Origin of the sequence: Falcatimonas sp. MSJ-15 (genome assembly GCF_018918265.1) — a bacterium.
Taxonomy (GTDB): domain Bacteria; phylum Bacillota; class Clostridia; order Lachnospirales; family Lachnospiraceae; genus Falcatimonas.
In genome coordinates this window covers 115,968-137,405 of record NZ_JAHLQC010000010.1, presented here as the reverse complement: position 1 = coordinate 137,405, position 21,438 = coordinate 115,968, and the positions used below count along the sequence as shown (strand labels likewise).

Here is a 21,438-nt window from a genome sequence, read left to right as displayed (position 1 = left end):
AGATTATTAGTATGAAAGATAAGAGATTAAGTATAAGAACAATGATACTTGTGCCAGTGCTTCTTGTAGGAATTATGCTGATAATTACTAACTATACAGGACTAGCAAGTATGAAAAAAGTTAACAATAGTGCCAATATTATTATTGATAAGCATTTAAAGAGTATAGAACAGTTAGCTAATATACAAAAATATGCCAATACAATACATAAGGAATCACTTTCACACATAACAGCTACAAGTTTTGAACAGAAGATAAGTGTTGTTAGTAAAATAAAAGAAGATGAAGCAGGTCTTGAAGCCTTGTTAAAAGAGTTTGGAGATGGTATAGACAGTGATTATAAGTCAGATTATGACAACATAATGATGGTATATGATGAATATAAGATGTCAATAAGGAATCTCCTTGCATATAGTGCAAATAGTAAATCAGAAGCAGCATATTACAGTGCTAACAATGATGTCGCAGTATATGCAGAACAGATATATACAAGCATAGAGAATATAACAAATAGTATTAATAAAAAACTTGAAGCATCCAAAAAAGAACTTGCAGGAGTATATACAGCATCACTTAGTACTAATATAACAACAGCAATAGTAGGAATGTTATTTGCAATATTTACAATAATAGTAGTAGTACGATGTGTTACAGATCCACTTGTAAGAGCAGAAAAAGAGATTAAAGAGATAATAAGCAGTATAGATAATGGAGAAGGTAATCTTACAAAACGAATAACTGTAAAATATGATAATGAGATAGGCTCTCTTGGTAAAGGTATTAATACATTTATGGAGAAGATGCAGCATATCTTAAAAACAATAACAGAGAATTCAGATAAGATGGATGAAGTTGTCAATGAGGTTCTTGAAAGCGTTAAGACATCTAATACAAGTGCAGGAGATCTTTCAGCACTTACAGAAGAACTTGCAGCAACAATGCAGGAAGTATCTAACAGTGCAGGAGCTATTAATATCAATGCTAATACTGTAAAAGAAGAAGTAAAGACAATAGCAGATAAATCAGACGAGATTAACAATTATGCAAAAGACATGAAGACAAGTGCTAATGAGATGGAGCAGGCAGCTAAGAAGAATAAAGAAGTAACATCAGCTAAAGTTAATGAGATTCTTAAAGTGCTTGAAGAAGCAATTGAAGATAGCAGAAGTGTAGATCAGGTAAATAATCTTACAGATGATATCTTAAGTATATCAAGTCAGACTAACCTTCTTGCACTTAATGCAAGTATTGAGGCTGCAAGAGCAGGAGAAGCAGGAAAAGGTTTTGCAGTAGTAGCAGATGAGATAAGACAACTTGCAGATTCGAGCCGAGAGACAGCTAACCGAATACAGGATATCAACAAGATAGTAACTAATGCAGTACATAATCTGTCAGAACATTCAACAAGCATTGTAAATTATCTTAATGAATCAATACTTCCTGAGTTTGAGACTTTTGTTGCCGGAGGCGTAAAATATAGAGAAGATGCAACATATATTGAAGAAGTTATGAATGATTTCTCAACAAAAACAGAAGATCTTAATGGTAACATAGCAGAGATTGCGGGCTCTATAAGCACAATAACAACAGCTATTGAAGAAGGTGTTAATGGTGTAACAAGTGCAGCAGACAGTACACAGGTACTTGTTACAGATATGGATAATATCACAAGAAGAATGGATGAGAATAAAGAGATATCCAAACAGCTTAAGACAGAGACATCAGTATTTACGGTACTCTAGTATATTGTTTTCGAAATAACTAAAACATTCACTTGTCTGTAAATCCGATTGGTATAGTTATCTACGAAACGCATACTGGTATATCTGTGGTGATATAAGCCATTAATCTGTCTGGAAATATTATAAGATATAGAGAAAATATATAAGACGTAAGCAAGTGATATAAAACACAAACAAGTAATATAAAACACAAAAGCTTCGGCACAGATGATAATAAATATCCTGTGCCGAAGCTTTATATTTGCATAAAAATTTTGGTATATATAAGTCTTAACACATATAAGATTTAGTACATATAGGTTATTTATGTATAAAATATTATTAATTAATACTAGGAAGATACATATCAACACTTATATCGCTTTTAGGATTAGAATAAGGATTAATTTTCTCAGTATCATATACTTCATAGTACATACCATTTGCCCATGATGTGGCATCAAGGTCAAGAATTGAAGAACTACATCTTTTTACAGTGATATAATGTTCTTCACCAGGTGAATTGTTATCATAGATAACAATCTTAAGATCATCAGCATTGTCAAGAGAACGGATAATCTTAGTTGCAACAACAGCATGTCCGGCAGTAGAATTACTGATAGACAGAATATAAGGTTTACCACTGTTAAGTGAATTGATTATATCAGTCAGCTGCTCATTCTGATTCTCGCCAGAGAATACATTAGCAGTAGGGAATGAGGTTGTATTCTCATCACATTCAGAAGAAAACTGTTTGGTAAACAGATTAGATATAGCAGTAAACATCTCATAGATCTCAAGATCTTCACCTGTAAGCTCATCTTCATCTATGCCTTCAAGTGAGAAATATACAGAATCATAAGAAGTATACTTAGTTCCATCATCAAGTGTTTGCTCATCGTCACATTCAACAACTTTAGTCTTAATAAACTTACAATTGGCAATAACAGCTTTAGCTTCATCTGTAAACTGAAGATATCCATCGTCATCAACACTAAAACGTTTAGTAGGATCTATAGCTTTAAGATCTTTATAAGCCTTAGTAGCTGAGTTGTTATAATCATACAGATTGTTCTTTGTATTAACTGAAGTTCCGTCAGTTGAGAAGAATGTATTGTTTCCAAGGTCATATTCATCGGCAGTAAGTGTGTTCTTTATAATCGTATTAGATGTATGTGAAGACGCAGAAAGTGTAACAGGAAGATTGCCTGTATAGTAAAGCTGTGAGAACATAGCCATACCAAAGCATTGTCCGTTTGAGTAATCATTATCATCAGTTACGATACCATAATTAGGAAAAGAGAATCCATTAATATCAGCTTTAAAACCTGAATCTGCAAGAACAAAAGTATTATTCTCAAGATCATAATTAATTGCACTCATAATAGTCTTATATACTTCCTCAAGAGCATTAGAATTATTAGCATATACATAACGGCCACCTGTAAGAGAAGCAACTTCGGTAAGAACATCGGTATCAACAGCAGTTCCAAGACCGATAGTAATTATAGTAACATTATTATCTGTAGCATATTCTATAGCGTCGTTAATACTGTGATAAGCAAAGCTGAAAAGACCATGAGATTCGGCACCGTCAGTAAGTTGAACTATGAATTTTCTTGAAGAATCAGAAGATGAGAATCTGTCAACTGAATCATAGAGTGAATCAGCGATACCTGTACCATCGAAGGCCTCGTCTTCAGTTCTAATCTTATCTAAAGCAGCATTAAGAGTATCAGCATCAGAACCCATTGATGCAAGTTCAGTAGGTGTAGAAGTGAACTTGGATATTGAAAAAGAAGCATCATCGCCGCACATCTCAATTAACTTTGAAGCCATATCAAGACGCTTAAAATCAACATCATTTTCATCAGAACCAGGACAATCTTCTTCAGAATACATGCTTCCTGAATTATCAATTAGAAGTACAACTTCAGGTTTGCTATTCTTGCCAATAGTAGTTGCATTGCAAAGAACATATTTACCAGACTCACTTATTGTTGCACGAACAGCATTGTTGTCAGCATCAACTGATTGATCTTTAACTTTAGAAAAAGATGCATCAACAGGATTAAAAGAATATATTCCGATATCAGATGTATTAATATTATGTTCAGACAGATAATCTTCATCATATTTTATTGTGAGTACAGCAGTATCAAAATCAGCCTTATAATAGAACTCATAAAGTGGACTTAATACGCCGGGTGTAGATGAAAAACCTGTAAGATTAAGTTCATTAAAGTAACAATAATGAACATCTGCATTGCCTTTTATAGAAAAAGAACACTGATCGTCATAATCTATATTGTTAGTAGTCTTAACTTTGCTGTCATCTGTCTTGCCATCAGTTTTAGCTTTAAGAGGATCAAGACCAGCTAATACTTCGACACCATCACTAAGACCATCGCCATCAGTATCAGGATTAAGAGGATCAGTCTTAGTAGTATTAATCTCATCATAATCACTAATACCATCACCATCAGTATCTATAAGATGCTTATCAGTCTTATATTCATCTTCCTCTTTGTTAGTAAGACCATCGCCGTCAGCATCGTCATCAGGATTTTCATTTTTAGCGATATATCCTCCTGTAAGAGCAAAGTCAAATGGATCATTGTGATGTACATGAGCAGTTGCCGGTGAGATGTTCATAGATGCAGAAATATCATTTTTGTCAAAGAAAAAATAATAATATCCGCCGGTTATACCAGTTAAGATAGCAAGAATAACTATCATGCTTAATAAGAATTTCTTTTTTTTCATTATTTTCCTCCCTTGTTAAAGAACAGATATTGTTAATATCTGTAAGAATATAAACTCCCTTGTTAATTATGTATAAAAATATATTGTACATATAATATAGACAATTTGAATTGTACGTTAAATGTAAAGATTTGTAAATATGAAAAAAGTAATAATAAGGAATTTAACGTGCTAATACGAAGATGAGATAATAAAAATAAGAAGATAGTATCGAAAAATATTGGATTAATTGCGAGTTAGAGATAACTAATTGTAACTAGGGTTTTCTATAATATGATAAAAATAAAGAAAATATCAGCAAAATATAAATAATTAATGAGAAAACTTATCATATCACTTTATTGACTTTTAATATTAATAAATGCTAGAATAATCCACGTTAGATAAAACTAACTAATATTAGTTATAACTGAAAGGCGTTTTGATATGAAGAAGTTTAAGTTTCTAAAAGAACTTGGAATAGGCGTTGTTATTGCGGGGATTATACTGCTTGCAATATTTTTAATGCGACCTTCAATCGGTGGAGGGAATGAAGAACAGACAACACCTATGTTTGAGGAGAACCAGACAAGAGATGAAAAAGAAGCAGGAATATCTGCAGGAATTAAGATTCCGGGGTTTCGTACAATAAGCATTGATGCGGGAACTAGGAATGTAAGTGTAAACTTTGAAAATCCAAAAGATAATCCATGTTATTTTCAGATTGATATGTATATAAGTGATTCTAGCGATCTTATATATCAGTCGGGTTATATAGAACCGGGAAGTCACATATATGATATCGAGCTTAATCATGAACTTGAAGCTGGTGAGTATGAAGCGATAATAGAATATCATACATTCACAACTGATGGAAACTTTGTACCTCTTAACGGAGCTACAACTAAGTGTACACTGATAGTAGGATAAGCGAAAAGTAATGAAACAGTATATCTAGAAAGAAAGAGGATAAAGAGGATGAAAAATTTAAAAAGAGCAGCTTCGCTTGGACTTTGTGCAGTAACAGTACTGTCACAGATGAATATTCAGGCATTTGCAGCAGACACAACTAATACAGCATACGCAGATGGTACATATATTGCAGAGACACACTTTATGAAGTCATCAGATATTAATACAGCAAGTATGTGTGACAGTCTTTTCTATGATTATGCAACAGCAGAGGTAAAAGGAGAAGACACAACACTTACATTCTATGTAGTAGATCCGATTCCTGCATTCAGCAGTGCAGGACAGCCACTTACAGAAGTGAAATTCACAGTAGATGGAACAGATTATGAGGCATCAATAGACAGCGACAATAAAGAGACAAAATCATTTGGAACAGGATTTGGTTTTACATCAGCAGGAGATTATGAATGTGATGTAATTACAGTAACAGTACCAACAAAAGCGGTTGAAAATGACGAAGATGGAGCATTATACTGTACAGCTTATGTTAATGCAGTAATGTCAACATATCAGTATTTTTATATGATACTTGATATGGATAATGCACAGTTTACACCAGCTGAGACAACGGATGATTCTAAGGAAGAATATGTAGAGGCACAGGGAGAACAAAAAGAAATTAATGCATATAAAAGCGGAACAACAGATAAGAGTTCAATGGCAAATTATCTATATAATAATGTAATTGTAGCAGATACAGAAAATGGACACAGTGTTACATTATATGCTAATGCAGGTGAACTTGGATATGTAAAATATAATGATGCAGAAGCTAAAAAATATGCTAATGCAAAGACAATTGACGGAGTAACTTATGATGCATTTGTAATCTCTGTAAGCGAAGTGGCAGATGTTATGAATCTTACAGTATATGTTAATCAGATGGCAGCAATCAATCCTAACTTTGCAGTGCAGAGCTTTGACTTATCATTTGTAAAAGAAGATGCAAAAGATGATGATACAACTAAGAAGGAAGAGCAGTCAGTAGTTATCACAGCATCAGTAGCAGAAGAAGACGCAGAATATTATGTAACAATACCGGCATCGATCTCACTTGGAGAATTAAGCAGAGATACAGATACAGTAGTGTCATACGATGTAGTTGTAGATGTAAAATCAATGCCTGAAAATGGTTCAGTAAAAGTAAGTGCACCAGAGAATGGCAGCTTAAACAGTGGTTCAAATGTTATTGCATTTGCTAACTCATTTGGAACGGTATCATATACAGAATCAGCAACTACAACAGCTGATATCAGTGTAAAAGCAGATGATGTAAAAGTAAAAGGTGATTATCAGGGAACAACAGTATTTAACATTGAATATTCAGAAGCAGAATAATACACTTGATATAAGATGATATATAAGTAAGCATATTATTATATGGTATGCTTTTGCTATGCAGGTAATAAAAATATACATGATCATACAGGTTCCGCCACCAGGCTGGTGGTGGAACTTTATTAATTGTGCATAAGATTACAATACAAATATGAGAAGAAAATGTAGAGATTTTTTACTTAAAAAAGATGAAGAAGAAAAAAGTAAAGAAGCGAAAAGACAAAAAAGAAAAGACAAAAAAAGAAAAGATAAAAAATATAAAAAAGGAAAAACAAAAAAAGAAAATATAAAAGAGAGAAAGGATAAAAAGAGAAAAGGAAAGGGAGTGTGATTGTGAAGAAAAATAAGAAGTCAGGGTATGTATGCAAGATACTCGCAATAATTATTACTATGTGGACATGTAACACATATACAATATTTTATAAAGATAGTAATAATTCTTTTACAGACATAGGAATGGGGACAATGACTATATGGGCTGCAGATGGTTTGGCTAAGAGAATTCATGCAACAATTGATAATGAGATACTTAGCAAAGATCCATTTGATACAGGAGATATATTTTTTTATGAAGATGCAATAATAGATGGAGATAAGCTTATTGTATATTATAAAGGGCTTGGAAAGATTAGTTACAAAGGAAAGACATATAATCCGGTAAAAAGCAGCGGAACACAATATGATAATGGAGAATGGGATTACTATGAACTTCCATATACAAAGGGACAGAATGATTATACTTATAAGATATATTCAAAGATAACAGATTATGTATTTCATATAAATATGCATATTGATGTTACTGAAGATAAAAATGACAATAATAATAGCGATGATAATAAGAATGATAATAGTGACAACAATAATAATAAAGATGACAGCAGTAGTACAGAAATACCAATTACTGTACTTCAGGAGACATTAGATAATAAGAGTGTACTTAATGATTATGCATATCAAAAAGCAGAGATTACTAAAAATCAAAATGATTATACACTTACTATATATATAAAACACTGGTATGACAAAGCATCTGGTGTTCAGGCAGTTGAATATATTAATTACAATGGTGAAAGATTAGTAAAAAAAGAGAATGTAAAAGAGATAGATGGAGAGATGTATGATACACATGTTATAAATCTGCAAAAACTTACGGATACATTGCCTGTTACTGTTATGGTAATTCCGATGGAGCAGATGGCAGCAGGATTTGGAACACAGAAAGCAAGGATAAGGCTTGAACTATCTGGTTATTCCGGATATGACAATTCAGGCGACAACACAGATAATGACAATAATGGGAATAATACTAATAATAATCAGAATAATTCAGGCAATAACGAAGGCAGTAATGAAAATAGTCAGAATAACAATACATACAATAATGCAGGTACATATATTAATGGTGATTATATGGTTAATATAAGTGCATATAAAGAAAATGTTAATGAGAAGAGCATGGCATCATCATATATGAAAAATCAGGCAAAAATAAATGTTAATAATGGAATATACACACTTACAGTATATTTTAAAAAAAGTGAGATGACATTTCTTGAATATAATGGCATAAGAGCCAGTGTATATAATGAGGGAGAATATGATGGTTTTACATTCAGGCTTAATGATGCAGGAGAATATCAATTAGTAACAGCAGGTGTGGCATATATGGAGAAGATAAATCTTGCAATGGCAGTACAGAGATTTCGATTAAAAATAGATTGGAGTGGGGTAAGTGGCAGTAATCAGAATAATAGTGGAAGTGATGTTGCAACAGGCGATTCAGATGTTACAACTGACATAACAGCAAGCGTGTCAGGAAACCTTACTGCAACAACTGGTACACTTACACCACAAGGAAACTTGATGGCTAATAACACAACTGATAGTGAACTAAAAAATACATTAAATAATAGCCAATCAGGCAATTTGTCTAATGCTATACAAGGTGGTAATAAAGGAAACTCAGATGAATATAATAGTGAAGTCAATGCGGCAGAATATTCTAATAATATAACACTTAGAGAAGCATCAAAACTTGGTATTGTAATATCTATGATAATTATAATTCTTACAGTGTTGATAACAGGCGGTATTGCAGGGATTACATATTATAGTAAGAGACGAAGATTATATAGATTATAGAAGATAATTATAAGTGATATAAGCCTATAATCTAATATTTTTTGCATATAGAAAGGCTGAAACTGATTATTATACATTATGCGATTGCAAGTGACTAAAGCCATAGATAATATCGCATATATAAAAAATAATGTAAGATGCATGAGAATGGATATAGACAGAATTAATAACATATAGACAGAATTGGCAATATATACGAGACTAGCAATATATATGGAATTAGTAACAGATACAGAGAGGATTAATTATGAAAAAAAGTAGAAAAATAAGGAAACTAATAGCATGTGTTATCGTGTTATGTATAACGATAGGAATGGGATTAACAGAAAATATTGGAAACTATAATAATATTATGAGTGTGTATGCGGCAGTTAAATGTGAGACAGCTACATTAAGCATTACATATAGGCATCCACGCACAGGAACTATTGAAGACTCAGGTGGAGAAGCTGGTGAAGCGATAGGCCAGGGAATGGTTGCGAATGTACTTCTAAGTCCTGCACTTGTGGAAACTGATAGTGCCGGTAATGTATATATGACAGTAAGAATGGCAATGATGGATAATATAACAGATGTGAACTTTGCAGTACAAAAGAATGGAGATTCGGCTTATAGTAATACACAAGTTACAGAACTTTCATCTACAAGTACTACCAAAGATTATAGATTATTAATGGCAGGCAGAGATGGGATAATAAGAGTAAGTGCATATGTCACACCGATGGGAAGGAGTGTAGTATTTTTTGCAACAGCATCATCATATACAGATGGAAACCAGACTCCTTTTGACAGTTTGATAGAAGATGTATCTGATAGTAATGCAGGTGAAGGTACCAAGGAAGATACTCTTAGCGATAGTGAAGATAGTGCAGACAGTGCCAAAAAAGCTATCGCAGAAGAAACCGGACTTATAACAGGAGAAGGAAACCCGACTACACAAAATAGTGATATAGATGAGCTTATTAAAGAAGCACAAGAAAACCAGGCGGCAAATGATGAGAAACTTAAAAATGAAAATGAGGTTAAGGCAGCACAAGAGAATAATACAAAAACCATTAAAACAGGTTCTTATATACAAGTAAACAGACAGTTCTGGCTCTATCTTTTTCTAGTAATGACAGCATCAGTTATAACAGGTGGAGTAATACTAAAACTTCTCTTTAAAGTATGTGCTAATTACAAAATAGAGAAAAAGAGGAAAAAAGATGATGAAAGTACAGAAGTTAAGTAATAGATTGAGTAAAGTTTTTGCTAAGAAAAAAATACATTTAAGTATATTATTATTACTTATTATAATTAATGTTACCGGCTGTGTTAATCAACATCCGAATAAGAGTGAAGAAGTGAAAGCGGCAACGCAGACTAATGATGTGCGTGTTGCAACAACAAGCGTAGCGATAACTCAGATATGTGACAGAATGGGAATAAGTCCAATAGCAGTACCAAAAAGTCAGATATCAGACATTGCCGCAACACATCCTGATGCGACAGTAATAGGTTCGCCTATGTCACCTGACATAGAGGTTCTAAGACAGATAGCACCTGATTATGTATTAAGTCCGTCATCACTTATAAGTGATCTGCAGCCAAAATATGAAGCAGCAGGACTTTCGTATGCCTTTTTTAATCTAAAGAGTGTTACAGGAATGTACAAATCAATAGAAGAATTTGGAGCACTTATAGGAAGAGAAGATAAAGCACAGGAATTAATCAGTGAATTTGAGGATTTTTATAATGAATATACTAAGAATCATGAAGGAAAAGAAGGACCAAGAGTTCTTGTGCTTATGGGACTTCCGGGTTCTTATGTAGTGGCAACTGAGAATTCTTATGCCGGAAGCCTTGTAGAACTTGCCGGAGGAATTAATGTATATGCAGGCACAGATAAAGAATTCCTTAATGTTAATGCAGAAGATATGCTGCTTCAGAATCCGGACATAATATTAAGAACTGCACATGCAATGCCGGATTCGGTTATGGAGATGTTTAGCGAGGAATTTGCAACTAATGATATATGGAGTCATTTTGAAGCAGTAAAAAATGGAAAAGTATATGATCTCCCAAGCGAATACTTTGGAATGAGTGCAACATTTGAATATAAAGAAGCACTAAATGTGTTAGAAGATATATTCTACTAAAAGTAACAGCTAGAAAAAACTGTTAAGTGATATATAAAGAAGATTGTTAGGTGCATTGTATATATTTATATATACTTTTGGTTAACAAAATGCAAAATATACATTATGAAATGTAAAATACACATTACAGAATGCAAAATACAAAAATAGGGAAATAAAGAGATGGATAAAGAAAATACAGGAGCAAAGATTTTTAAATTAGAAAAAGCAGAAATTAAGAAAGTGGAAACAAAGAAAAATGAAATAAAGAAAGTGGAAATAAATAAAGCAGAAGCAAAGAAAAATGAAATAAAGAAAGCAGAGATAAATAAAGCAGAAGCAAAGAAAAATGAAATCAAAAAGTCAGCTTTAAAAAAGAAAGGAATAATAAGGATTACAACTGCATTTGCTATACTTATTATATTACATATAGCATTAATATTCATATCTGTACTTGCAGGAAGTATTGATACAGGATTTATAAAACTGTTTAGAGGACTATTTGTAGAATATGATCATGATATTGCAATAATATATGATTTGCGCTTTCCAAGAATAATAGTATCTATGACAGCAGGTGCAGCACTAGCTACAGCAGGAACACTTCTTCAGGCAGTACTTAAGAATCCACTTGCAGATCCGGGAATAATAGGTGTTACAAGTGGTGCAGGATTCGCAGGAGTCATTGTAAGCTCATTCTTTCCGGCAATATATTATCAAAAACCATTATTTTGTGTAGTTGGAGCATGCGTAGCTTTCATTATGGTATATATGTTGTCATGGCAGAATGGTCTTACACCAATAAGAATAATACTTGTAGGAATTGCAGTCGAAGCAGTATTTAGTGGATTTACACAGGGCTTTGAAGCGATGGCAGGAAGTACACTTAGTGGAGTGGCATCTATAACAGATGGCAATGTCACACTTAAGACATGGACAGATGTTAAGACGATTATAGTATACGCAATCCCGGGACTTATAATAGCATTACTTACTTTTAGTATATGTAACATACTGATACTTAAGGATGAGACAGTAAGAGGACTTGGAATTAATGTTAACAGAATTAGAATAATAGTAAGCTTTATAGCTGTATTTTTAGCAGGAGTGGCAACAGCATTTGCAGGAGCTATATCATTCCTTGGACTAATTGTACCGCATATAGGAAGACTTATTGTTGGCAATAATCATAAAGTGCTTATACCATATTCGATGATACTTGGTTCGTTCGTATTTCTTCTTGCAGACACGCTTGGCAGAACAATAGCAATGCCATACGAGATATCACCGGGAATAATAATGGCAGTTATTGGAGGACCGTCTTTTATAATGCTGCTTAGAAAGGAGAAAAACTATGGACGTTAAGGAAATATCATTCTCATATGGTAAGACGAAAATATTAGATAAAATATCTTTTTCTCTAAAAGAAGGAAAAATAACAACAATTATAGGAGCGAATGGATGTGGTAAATCAACACTTTTTAAATTAATGACAAGAAATCTGGTTCCGACATCCGGTAAGATAGTACTTGGAGATAAGAATATAAGATATATCCCGTTAAAAGAATTTGCAAAACAGGTTGCGATTGTGCATCAAAGTGGTAATGAGGGATCAGATATAACAGTAAGACAACTTGTAGAATATGGGAGAATACCACATAGAAAGATAAGCTGTATAAAGATGGCAGATGATGATAAGAAGATAGACTGGGTGATAAGTGTAACAGGACTTGACGAAGTGAAAGACAGACAGATAAATGAATTATCAGGAGGCCAGAGACAAAGAGCATTTATCGCAATGGCACTATGTCAGGATACAGATATATTATTTCTTGATGAACCCACTACTTATCTTGATATAAGATATCAGGTTGAGATACTCGAACTGGTAAAAGAACTTAATAAGAGATATGGAATGACAATAGCAATGATTCTTCATGATATTAATCAGGCTGTACATTATGGAGATGAGATTATAGGACTTAAGGAAGGACATATCCTTATACAGGGAAAGCCAAAAGAAGTTATTGATGAAGAAGTTATACAAAAAATATACGGAATACATCTTCCGGTCAGACAAGTTGATGGTGATATAGCTGTACTTGCAGTCGGAAAGAGAGATATAGACACAGATAAGCAATAAGAAAACGGTATTTTATATATAATCAGTAATAATAGTGAATAAAAGGCTTTGTAGAAAACTGTAAAAACAAATTAAGACATCGGTATGCATTAATAAAAAAATAATATGAATTTTTTGTAAAATAACACTAAAAATAATTACAAAAATGAAAGTTTTTGTTGCTATTTCACAAAAATATGGTAAAATAATGGAATAATTACTTGGTTTGCAATAATAAATTGCACAAATAAGTAGCAATATTTTATTAGAAAAGAGATGTTTTATATGAAGAAAAAAGTACTAATGGCAACAGGGATAACACTGGCAGCTGTAATGGTTACAGTAGGCGTAATGGGAAATACAGTATTTGCAGACCAGGCAGAGGTAGCGAAAGAGCAGATAGTATATGAACAGGGAGTTGTAACAGATGTTGCATCAGATTCACAATATCAGATGCTTGATGATACAAGCTTTGTTCTGTCTGAAAGCAGTGTAAAAGAAGAAAATCTGTCAGATGGAAGTATTGTAGTTGTTAAGGATGACAACGGAGAGAGCAAGGCACTTGAAGTAACAGGACTTGAAGAGAATGCAGATGGTGACGGATACATAGTAACAGGTAAGGAAGCAGATAATATCTTTGATGTATTAAAAAGTGTATCAGTAAGTGGTACAGCGTATGTTAATCCATCAGATATAGTTACTATGGATGGAGTAAGTATTGCATCTGTTCAGTCAGACAATGTAAGAAGCAGAGGACTTCTTGGAATGTTTTCTTTTGGCAAAAAAGGAACAGCAGAATTAACTAAACTTACACTTAACATTAACAGAGATATTGAAGGAATAGGAAGCATTAACGGAGATATAGTGCTTGCACCGGAATTAGAATATGACATTGCTTTTAACACATCAGGAATACAGAAGTTAAGACTTGTAGCAGATAATAAACTTACATTTCACAATCTGTCAGTAAAATGTGCAAAGGCAGGAGAGATACCGCTTGTAAGACTTCCATATACATTCGCTAATGGAATGTTTACAGCATACCTTAACCTTGATCTTGTATATGAGGCAGACGGAAGTGCGTATGTAACATATTATGTATCAGGAGAATGTGGAGTTGATTATGACGGAACTAATACAAGATTCGTATGCAACTATACACCTGGAGAATTTACTTATGGTGTAGATGCAACAATGAAGACAGGTGTGAAGATGGAGATTGGACTTGTTGCGTATGGAACATTTACAATTATGGATATGAATGTTAATACAGGATTTGCAGGAGATCTTGAATGTAACAGTAATGGAGCAAATACAGGAGACATATATTATTACCTTGATGGAGATTATGGTTATAATAGTGTACTTGCACAGTATGGAATATGCGGTAAAGTTATCGTATATGATAAGAATAATAGTGTGTTTAGATATGGATTCTAGTAAGACCATTATAATATAATTAAGGTGTAAAAATCTCCCAAAGCAGATAAAAAGCTGGTTTTGGGAGATTTTTAAAATAAGGTTGGGTGAATGTATGACAGCTATAAATTATATCGGAAGTTACACAGAACCACTTTCGGCTGATATATTTATTGTCGAAGGTGAGAAAAATGTATATATGTATGATACAGGCAACGGTGAGAAGAGTCTTAATGATGTGAAAAACGTGTTGTGTGCGTACGGTGACAAAATGGTAAACGTGATATTATCTCATTTCCATCCAGATCATATGGGCAATATTGATAAGATTAATAAAGAAAAAATATATGCTAGTGCGAATACAATTAAGTATATGAATGAAAAAGATAAGGAGCTTAGTGAGATTGTATCTGACAGACTAGAGATAACTGATGGAAAATTAAATCTAGATATAATATATCTTCCATCATCACATGCAAAAGGCTGTATAGCTATGAACATTAATAGAGAGATATGTCTTCTTGGAGATGCCACATACTCAACTATGAAAGCGGGGCAAATCGTATATAATAGAAGTCTTCTTAGTGAAGAGATAGCAACGCTTGATAAGATAGATACAAAAAAGTTCGTGCTAAGTCATCAAAAAGGACTTTTCAAAAGTAAAGAATCAGTTATAAATGAATTAAAAGAAATATATAAAAGCAGTAATAAAAATGACGCATATATCTCATTTGGAAAATAACAAGTGAGATATATGCGTTATTAATTAAGGGTGATTACAACAACCTCCGGGCGATTGTTAATTCTTAGAGGAATAATACTGTTTCCTAATCCACGACTTACTATCATCTGAGTGTTACCTACAATATATTTTCCAGATGTATATTTTGGAAAAAAACCTTGATTAGGAGCAACTAAACCACCTATAAAAGGAATACGAAATTGTCCACCATGTGCGTGCCCGCTTAATACAAGATTAATATTACAATCAGAGTAGGCATTAATAAGTTTAATTAGATAGTTTTGTCCGTTACCAAAATTAGCATTATGTAAATCTGATATTTGAATAATTTTATAATTACGAAATTCAGAAGGAATCATCTCATCGGACACAGATATGTGATTAATATCGACTGAATAATTTCCCCATAATAGCCATATTGTTAAGAGTATTGCTATGCTAAAAAATATCTTTTTGCGCCATTTTTTCATGATTAAAAATTCTCCTGTAATTGTATAATACATATTAGAAAGCTAAAAGTTTTACCTAACAGTATAACATATATAATTGGTAAATACCATGACGTTTCAGGGAATATTTAAGCATATAGAGAAAATGTGGGGAAAATAAAATGCTAACAGTATACAAATATCTATACTAGATTATGTAAACGTTCAATCTCATAATTAATCTCATCAACAGGTGCACCTTCGCTAAATCCCCAATCGTCTTTTAACAAGACTAATATCTGCTTGTAACATTCGATACTTTTTGCAATATCGCCTTTTATCTCGTATATAAGAGCCATGGCAGTTAGTGGATCGGTATATCTTGGACTCTTAGATGCGAGAAATGCTTTGTCAAAATATGTAAGAGCTGTATCATATTCGCATCTGTCAGCATAGAATCCACCCGCTTCGAATAATGCACACCAGTTATTGGGATAATTAGTTACAAGTTCCTGTATGTGTTGTCTTGCAAGTTCGTGATTGCCTTGGCTTAGGGCAATTCTTGCCTGATAAACAGGAACCTGAATCTCATTGTGATTTTTAAGAGAACGATATTTTAGAAGATATGATAAAGCTTCTTCGTGTCTGTGATCAAGAAGAAGATTATCCATAAGTTCTAAGTAGTTGCGTGAGATGTCAGGATGTTTGGCTACCTGTTCTTTGTAAAAGTTGATGGTCTTAGTATGCTGTCTTGCGTTCCAATCAGTGATGGCAGCACCTTCAGATAATTGTAAAAGCCATTGACAGTCTTTTTTATCAGGATTAAGACGCATAGATTCTCTGGCATATCTGCTTACAAATACAGAATCAGAAGCCATTCTATGATGATATAGTCGTGCAAGCAGAGAATATATTCTTGCTGTATCCTGATTGGAATTAAGTTCTTCCATGAGAAAATGTCTTGTATCGTTAAATGTGTTGTCATTAAGACTGCTCTCGATGTCAAGCATATTCTCAATTCTGTTAAGTTTTTCATCAGTAGTAAGGTTAAATAGCTCGTCAATAGTGATACCGAATATTACTGATAATTGTGGAAGTACATATATGTCTGGAGCACATATATTGTTCTCCCATTTTGATACAGCCTGACTGCTTATTTTAAGTTTGCCTGCAAGATCCTCTTGTGTATATCCTGCTCCTATTCTTAATGATTTTATTTTTTTACCTAAATCCATAACTAGAATCCTTTCCCTGTGCTTAATTATTGGTTAACACAGATTAAAATAATCTATTTCATAACATTGACCGGTCATGTCTTATAACACATTAATTGTATGATATGCACTAATAATATACAATAACGTCTATGGAGAGAGGACTAAACTGTTGGTTGTATAGATGAGTCTAAGATAGAATGATTATGAAGTTGCCTTACAAATGTAATAAGGAATTAAACAAGTTTTAGTGTAGGAATAATTGACCGATATAAAAGATAATAATTATATTTTAAAAGAGGGGTGTATATATGATTATTCAACATAATCTTACAGCATTAAATATCAATGGTAATTATTCAGTGTCAGCCAAAAACAAGGCGAAAATATCTGAAAAGATATCGTCTGGATATAAGATTAATACGGCAGCAGATGATGCAGCGGGGCTTGCAGTATCAAGAAAATTAAACAAACAGGTGCGAGGTCTTAGACAGGCAGTTTCTAATATTCAGGACGGAGTATCAATGGTTCAGACTGCTGATGGAGCGATTGCAGAGATTCAGGATATGTTGCACAGAGGACGAGAGCTTAGTGTAATGGCTGCAAATGATGTCCTTACAGATGAAGACAGAGAATTTTTGCAGGATGAGATAATACAGATAAGAAGTGAGATAGATGATATATCTAAGAATACTGAGTTTAATAAGATTCCACTTCTAAGAGGTAATATGCCTGATATTACAGATCAATATGGTGATGTGATAATAGTAGGTGGTATGCCGGATTGGACACCAATGGATCCTGATGTGAATAATGGTGCTAATAAAATACTCTCAGGAACATATACAACTGATGTTGGATACAGTTATATAGATAATTCCGTAACACCACCTGCCACTAAGACTGGAACTACACAGATTGAACATTCGGCTGGAAGAATAGATTTCACCAATTTTACAGGAAGTAAAAAAGATATAGAAGAACTTGCTGGTAATGGATTCTATGCAACATGCTGTACTTGTCAGAGCCATTATAGTATAAAATTTGAGGATACAGCAACTAGCAGTAAGAAAATTAGTGGAGATAATTATATATATACAATAGGAATAAAAGATGCAACAACTCCACAAGATATAATCTCACGAATAATAGCAGGAACAGATGGCGGTAATCCTAATAGCCATTTTACAAAGCTTGTAGAAGATCCGCAGTCACCGGGAACGCTTATTGTATATGATGACAGAGGTAAGAATCAAGAGCCTGCAGATCTTTTAAATCTTAGAAAAGATCCTGCAAGTAATTTTGCGTATTCTATGTCAGATTGGGATAATCAGATGTTTGGAGTGACAGCATGGGGACCATATGGCAGATTTGGACCGGGAAGTGCATTCTCTGCAGACGATAGTGAGATGTTCAGAGATGCAGACAGCCGTATTCTTCAGGTGGGATCAGAGACAGGTCAGGAACTTGAAGTAAAACTTGCAAGTACATCAAGCCTTGCACTTGGAATCGTAAAAGCTAATATTGGAACACAGGAAGGTGCGTCACAAGCAATAGAAGTATTTAAGTCGGCACTTGAATATGTTAATAATGAGAGAACGAGAATGGGAACGTATCAGAACAGGCTTACAGCAGCTAGAAGAAATCTTGATAATGCAGTAGAGAATACTGAAAAAGCAGAATCAGCGATAGAAGATACAGATATTGCTGAAGCTTCGGTAAAATATGCAGGAACAGATATGATAACAAAAGCAGAAGAGATGTTGCTTGCACAGGCAAAACATGCTGATGATGGGGTTGTAGAGATGTTTGAGCAGAGATAATGAGATTAAATACAGATTATACGTAAATGGAAACAAAAAAGTTTCCATCTACGTAGATATGTAAAGTTATATATTGAAAGCCCCCTATGATGAATATAGATAATAATCATTATAGGGGGCTCGTTTTTAAGCTATATAAAACATAAGTTACACTAATATAATATTACTAATAGTATTTTACATTGTAACGACAACTTCAACACAGTCTTTGCCTGGTTCATAAGGAATTACACATCCGTCAACTTCCTTGCCGTCAACAGTCATGCTTGTAATACCTTTTTCAGAACCGGATTTATTAATAACGTGTATATTATAAGTAGTACTACGGAATAGTCTTGTTATATCAAAATCACCAAAATCTTTAGGAACACAAGGGTTAACGCTGAGTCCTTTGTGTGTTGGATATATGCCTAAAATATATTGAGAGATGTTGACAAAAGTCCAGGCTGCAGTACCTGTAAGCCAACTATTCTTAGCTTCGCCATGATACTTGGCATCTCTTCCGGCTATCATCTGGGAATATACATAAGGTTCTGTTCTGTGTATGTCACTTATATCTTCGATATATGATGGACAAGTTTTTTTGTATACTTCAAAAGCTCTGTCACCACGTCCGATAACAGTCTCTGCGATTGATATCCAAGGGTTGTTGTGGCAGAAGATACCTGCATTTTCTTTGTATCCAGGTGGATATGAAGATATTTCGCCAAGTTCTAGATGATATCTTGTATAAGCTGGCTGGAGAATCATGACACCATATTTTGTATCAAGTCTTTCTTTGACAGAATCAAGAGCCTTTTTGGCTATACCTTCTTTTACACCAACACCGGCAAGAACACAGAAGCCCTGAGGCTCAATGTATATCTGACCTTCTTCGCATTCTTTAGAACCGACTTTGTTGCTGTATGCATCATAGGCTCTTAAGAACCATTCACCATCCCATCCGGCATCAAGAATAGTATTATACATCTCATTAACTTCTCTTAGTGCACGTTCTTTTTCTGCATTATCGTCCATAAGCTCGCATAAGTCGGCATATTCTTTACCATATTTTACAAACATACCTGCAATAAATACAGATTCAGCAACAGGTCCTTCACTAGGTCCGAAAGTCTGGAAAGATTCACCCGGATGCTTAGAGAAGCAGTTTAGATTAAGGCAGTCATTCCAGTCGGCTCTTCCGATAAGAGGGAGTCTGTGAGGACCTTTGTGATTAACAGTATAATCAAAAGATCTCTTTAAATGTTCCATAAGTGTTACAGATTTACTCTCATCATTATCAAAAGGAACCATCTCTTTAAGAATTCCTATATCGCCGGTTTCTCTTACATAAGCAGAAGTTCCTGCGATAAGCCATAGAGGATCGTCATTAAAACCACTTCCGATATCGGAATTACCTTTTTTGGTAAGTGGCTGATATTGATGATAGGCACTTCCGTCTTCGAATTGTGTAGAAGCGATATCTATGATTCTCTCTCTTGCTCTGTCAGGAATGAGATGAACGAAGCCAAGAAGATCCTGACATGAATCACGAAATCCCATTCCACGTCCAATACCTGATTCATAATAAGAAGCAGAACGTGACATATTGAAAGTTACCATACACTGATACTGATTCCATATATTGACCATACGGTTTACATGTTCATTGGAAGATTTGACGCTATATCGTGCAAGAAGAGTATCCCAATAAGTATTAAGTTCCCTAAAAGCTTCATTAACATGTTCTTCTTCGCTGTAACGGTTAAGCAGTTCATGAGCTTTTGTCTTGTTGATAATACCATAAGATTCCCATTTGTCATCATCATCATTTTCGATAAAACCAAGAACGAATATTAAGTTTTTGCTTTCACCAGGGTTTAGTGAGATTTTTAGATGATGAGAACCGATAGGAGCCCATCCACTTGCAACAGAATTAGCAGACTGTCTGTTATGAACAACAACCGGATTGTCACTTCCATGGTAAGCACCTAAGAATTCATCTCTTATAGTATCAAATCCGTCAACACAATTGTTGACTGAGAATACAGCGTAGTGGTTTCTGCGTTCTCTGTACTCTGTTTTATGATAGATAGTTCTTCCACCGTCTTCAATCTCTACCTCACCGATACTTAAGTTACGCTGAAAATTCTTCATATCATCATCTGCATTCCACAGACAGAACTCAACGTATGAGAAAAGTGAGAAGTCCTTAACCTGATTAGAAGTGTTAGTAAGAGTAAGACTGTTAATCTCGCAGTTATCATTCATAGGAACAAAAGTAAGACAGTCGGCTTTAAGTCCATTCTTAGAAGAAGTAAAGCGGCTGTAGCCAATGCCATGACGACATTCATAAGAATCAAGATCTGTTTTAACGGGCTGCCATGCGACATTCCATACACATTCACCATCGTTAATGTAGAAATACTTGCCGTTACAGTCAGCCGGAACATCGTTGTAACGATATCTTGTAAGCCTTAGAAGTTTGGCATCTTTGTAAAAAGAGTATCCTCCTTGAGTGTTGGATATAAGTGAGAAGAAATCCTTACATCCAAGGTAGTTTATCCATGGTAATGGAGTTGTTGGTGTTGTAATAACATATTCTTTGTTAGAATCATCAAAATAACCATATTTCATAATTGTTTCTCCTTTAACTAAAATATTCAAGTAAAC

The 21,438-nt window shown here is 33.9% G+C and carries 15 protein-coding genes and 1 pseudogene; 12 read left to right on the top strand and 4 right to left on the bottom strand.

Translation table 11 applies throughout. The annotated features are described in order from the left end of the window. The first annotated feature begins 11 nt into the window (after positions 1 to 11). Positions 12 to 1,742, top strand: coding sequence for a methyl-accepting chemotaxis protein (locus tag KQI85_RS09410; protein WP_216575840.1), 1,731 nt, complete (start codon positions 12 to 14; stop codon positions 1,740 to 1,742). A gap of 321 nt (positions 1,743 to 2,063) precedes the next feature. Here KQI85_RS09410 and KQI85_RS09405 read toward each other — a convergent pair whose 3' ends face one another. Further along, entirely contained in the window at positions 2,064 to 4,487 is a 2,424-nt protein-coding gene (locus KQI85_RS09405; RefSeq protein ID WP_216575839.1) for a VWA domain-containing protein, read from the bottom strand. Between the two features lie 426 nt (positions 4,488 to 4,913). Between KQI85_RS09405 and KQI85_RS09400 the strand changes: the two genes are divergently transcribed. The 10 genes from KQI85_RS09400 to KQI85_RS09355 all read left to right on the top strand — a co-directional run bounded on the left by KQI85_RS09400 (position 4,914) and on the right by KQI85_RS09355 (position 15,321). Continuing rightward, positions 4,914 to 5,396 carry a hypothetical protein gene (locus KQI85_RS09400; protein WP_216575838.1) on the top strand — a complete coding sequence of 161 codons (483 nt, stop codon included), beginning with the start codon at positions 4,914 to 4,916 and terminating at the stop codon, positions 5,394 to 5,396. A 48-nt stretch (positions 5,397 to 5,444) separates the two neighbouring features. Further along, positions 5,445 to 6,776, top strand: coding sequence for a hypothetical protein (locus tag KQI85_RS09395; protein WP_216575837.1), 1,332 nt, complete (start codon positions 5,445 to 5,447; stop codon positions 6,774 to 6,776). A gap of 151 nt (positions 6,777 to 6,927) precedes the next feature. Beyond that, complete coding sequence (locus KQI85_RS09390) at positions 6,928 to 7,107, top strand: hypothetical protein (protein WP_216575836.1); 180 nt, start codon at positions 6,928 to 6,930, stop codon at positions 7,105 to 7,107. Between the two features lie 2 nt (positions 7,108 to 7,109). Further along, positions 7,110 to 8,921: an NEAT domain-containing protein gene (locus tag KQI85_RS16950; RefSeq protein WP_216575835.1), complete on the top strand. Its 1,812-nt coding sequence runs from the start codon at positions 7,110 to 7,112 to the stop codon at positions 8,919 to 8,921. A gap of 247 nt (positions 8,922 to 9,168) precedes the next feature. Next, positions 9,169 to 10,152 (top strand): heme-binding Shp domain-containing protein, encoded by a 984-nt coding sequence (locus KQI85_RS09380; protein ID WP_216575834.1) that lies wholly within the window; start codon positions 9,169 to 9,171, stop codon positions 10,150 to 10,152. Next, on the top strand, positions 10,127 to 11,059 hold the full coding sequence (gene isdE / locus KQI85_RS09375) for a heme ABC transporter substrate-binding protein IsdE (protein ID WP_371820587.1): 933 nt from the start codon (positions 10,127 to 10,129) through the stop codon (positions 11,057 to 11,059). The genes KQI85_RS09380 and isdE overlap by 26 nt, the downstream gene beginning before the upstream one ends. Before the next feature lie 162 nt (positions 11,060 to 11,221). Then, positions 11,222 to 12,403: an iron chelate uptake ABC transporter family permease subunit gene (locus tag KQI85_RS09370; RefSeq protein WP_216575833.1), complete on the top strand. Its 1,182-nt coding sequence runs from the start codon at positions 11,222 to 11,224 to the stop codon at positions 12,401 to 12,403. Beyond that, on the top strand, positions 12,393 to 13,181 hold the full coding sequence (locus KQI85_RS09365) for an ABC transporter ATP-binding protein (RefSeq protein ID WP_216575832.1): 789 nt from the start codon (positions 12,393 to 12,395) through the stop codon (positions 13,179 to 13,181). The genes KQI85_RS09370 and KQI85_RS09365 overlap by 11 nt, the downstream gene beginning before the upstream one ends. A 264-nt stretch (positions 13,182 to 13,445) precedes the next feature. Continuing rightward, positions 13,446 to 14,600, top strand: a complete 1,155-nt coding sequence (locus tag KQI85_RS09360) for a hypothetical protein (protein ID WP_216575831.1) — start codon at positions 13,446 to 13,448, stop codon at positions 14,598 to 14,600. A gap of 94 nt (positions 14,601 to 14,694) precedes the next feature. Further along, positions 14,695 to 15,321 carry an MBL fold metallo-hydrolase gene (locus KQI85_RS09355; RefSeq protein ID WP_216575830.1) on the top strand — a complete coding sequence of 209 codons (627 nt, stop codon included), beginning with the start codon at positions 14,695 to 14,697 and terminating at the stop codon, positions 15,319 to 15,321. Positions 15,322 to 15,341: 20 nt separating this feature from the next. Here KQI85_RS09355 and KQI85_RS16945 read toward each other — a convergent pair. After that, positions 15,342 to 15,569, bottom strand: a pseudogene (locus KQI85_RS16945) (metallophosphoesterase); the annotation flags it as partial. A gap of 383 nt (positions 15,570 to 15,952) precedes the next feature. Next, a complete protein-coding gene (locus KQI85_RS09345; protein ID WP_216575828.1) occupies positions 15,953 to 16,984 on the bottom strand; it encodes a helix-turn-helix domain-containing protein in 1,032 nt (343 codons plus the stop codon). Between the two features lie 290 nt (positions 16,985 to 17,274). Between KQI85_RS09345 and KQI85_RS09340 the strand changes: the two genes are divergently transcribed. Further along, positions 17,275 to 18,786, top strand: coding sequence for a flagellin (locus KQI85_RS09340; protein WP_216575827.1), 1,512 nt, complete (start codon positions 17,275 to 17,277; stop codon positions 18,784 to 18,786). 177 nt (positions 18,787 to 18,963) lie between these two features. Here KQI85_RS09340 and KQI85_RS09335 read toward each other — a convergent pair whose 3' ends face one another. After that, complete coding sequence (locus KQI85_RS09335; protein WP_216575826.1) at positions 18,964 to 21,402, bottom strand: GH36-type glycosyl hydrolase domain-containing protein; 2,439 nt, start codon at positions 21,400 to 21,402, stop codon at positions 18,964 to 18,966. Between the last annotated feature and the right edge of the window lie 36 nt (positions 21,403 to 21,438).

Coding starts and splice junctions, on each gene's coding strand:
- KQI85_RS09410 (WP_216575840.1), top strand. CDS start 12: ATGAAAGATAAGAGATTAAGTATAAGAACAATGATACTTGTGCCAGTG.
- KQI85_RS09405 (WP_216575839.1), bottom strand. CDS start 4,487: ATGAAAAAAAAGAAATTCTTATTAAGCATGATAGTTATTCTTGCTATC.
- KQI85_RS09400 (WP_216575838.1), top strand. CDS start 4,914: ATGAAGAAGTTTAAGTTTCTAAAAGAACTTGGAATAGGCGTTGTTATT.
- KQI85_RS09395 (WP_216575837.1), top strand. CDS start 5,445: ATGAAAAATTTAAAAAGAGCAGCTTCGCTTGGACTTTGTGCAGTAACA.
- KQI85_RS09390 (WP_216575836.1), top strand. CDS start 6,928: ATGAGAAGAAAATGTAGAGATTTTTTACTTAAAAAAGATGAAGAAGAA.
- KQI85_RS09380 (WP_216575834.1), top strand. CDS start 9,169: ATGAAAAAAAGTAGAAAAATAAGGAAACTAATAGCATGTGTTATCGTG.
- isdE (WP_371820587.1), top strand. CDS start 10,127: ATGATGAAAGTACAGAAGTTAAGTAATAGATTGAGTAAAGTTTTTGCT.
- KQI85_RS09370 (WP_216575833.1), top strand. CDS start 11,222: ATGGATAAAGAAAATACAGGAGCAAAGATTTTTAAATTAGAAAAAGCA.
- KQI85_RS09365 (WP_216575832.1), top strand. CDS start 12,393: ATGGACGTTAAGGAAATATCATTCTCATATGGTAAGACGAAAATATTA.
- KQI85_RS09360 (WP_216575831.1), top strand. CDS start 13,446: ATGAAGAAAAAAGTACTAATGGCAACAGGGATAACACTGGCAGCTGTA.
- KQI85_RS09355 (WP_216575830.1), top strand. CDS start 14,695: ATGACAGCTATAAATTATATCGGAAGTTACACAGAACCACTTTCGGCT.
- KQI85_RS09345 (WP_216575828.1), bottom strand. CDS start 16,984: ATGGATTTAGGTAAAAAAATAAAATCATTAAGAATAGGAGCAGGATAT.
- KQI85_RS09340 (WP_216575827.1), top strand. CDS start 17,275: ATGATTATTCAACATAATCTTACAGCATTAAATATCAATGGTAATTAT.
- KQI85_RS09335 (WP_216575826.1), bottom strand. CDS start 21,402: ATGAAATATGGTTATTTTGATGATTCTAACAAAGAATATGTTATTACA.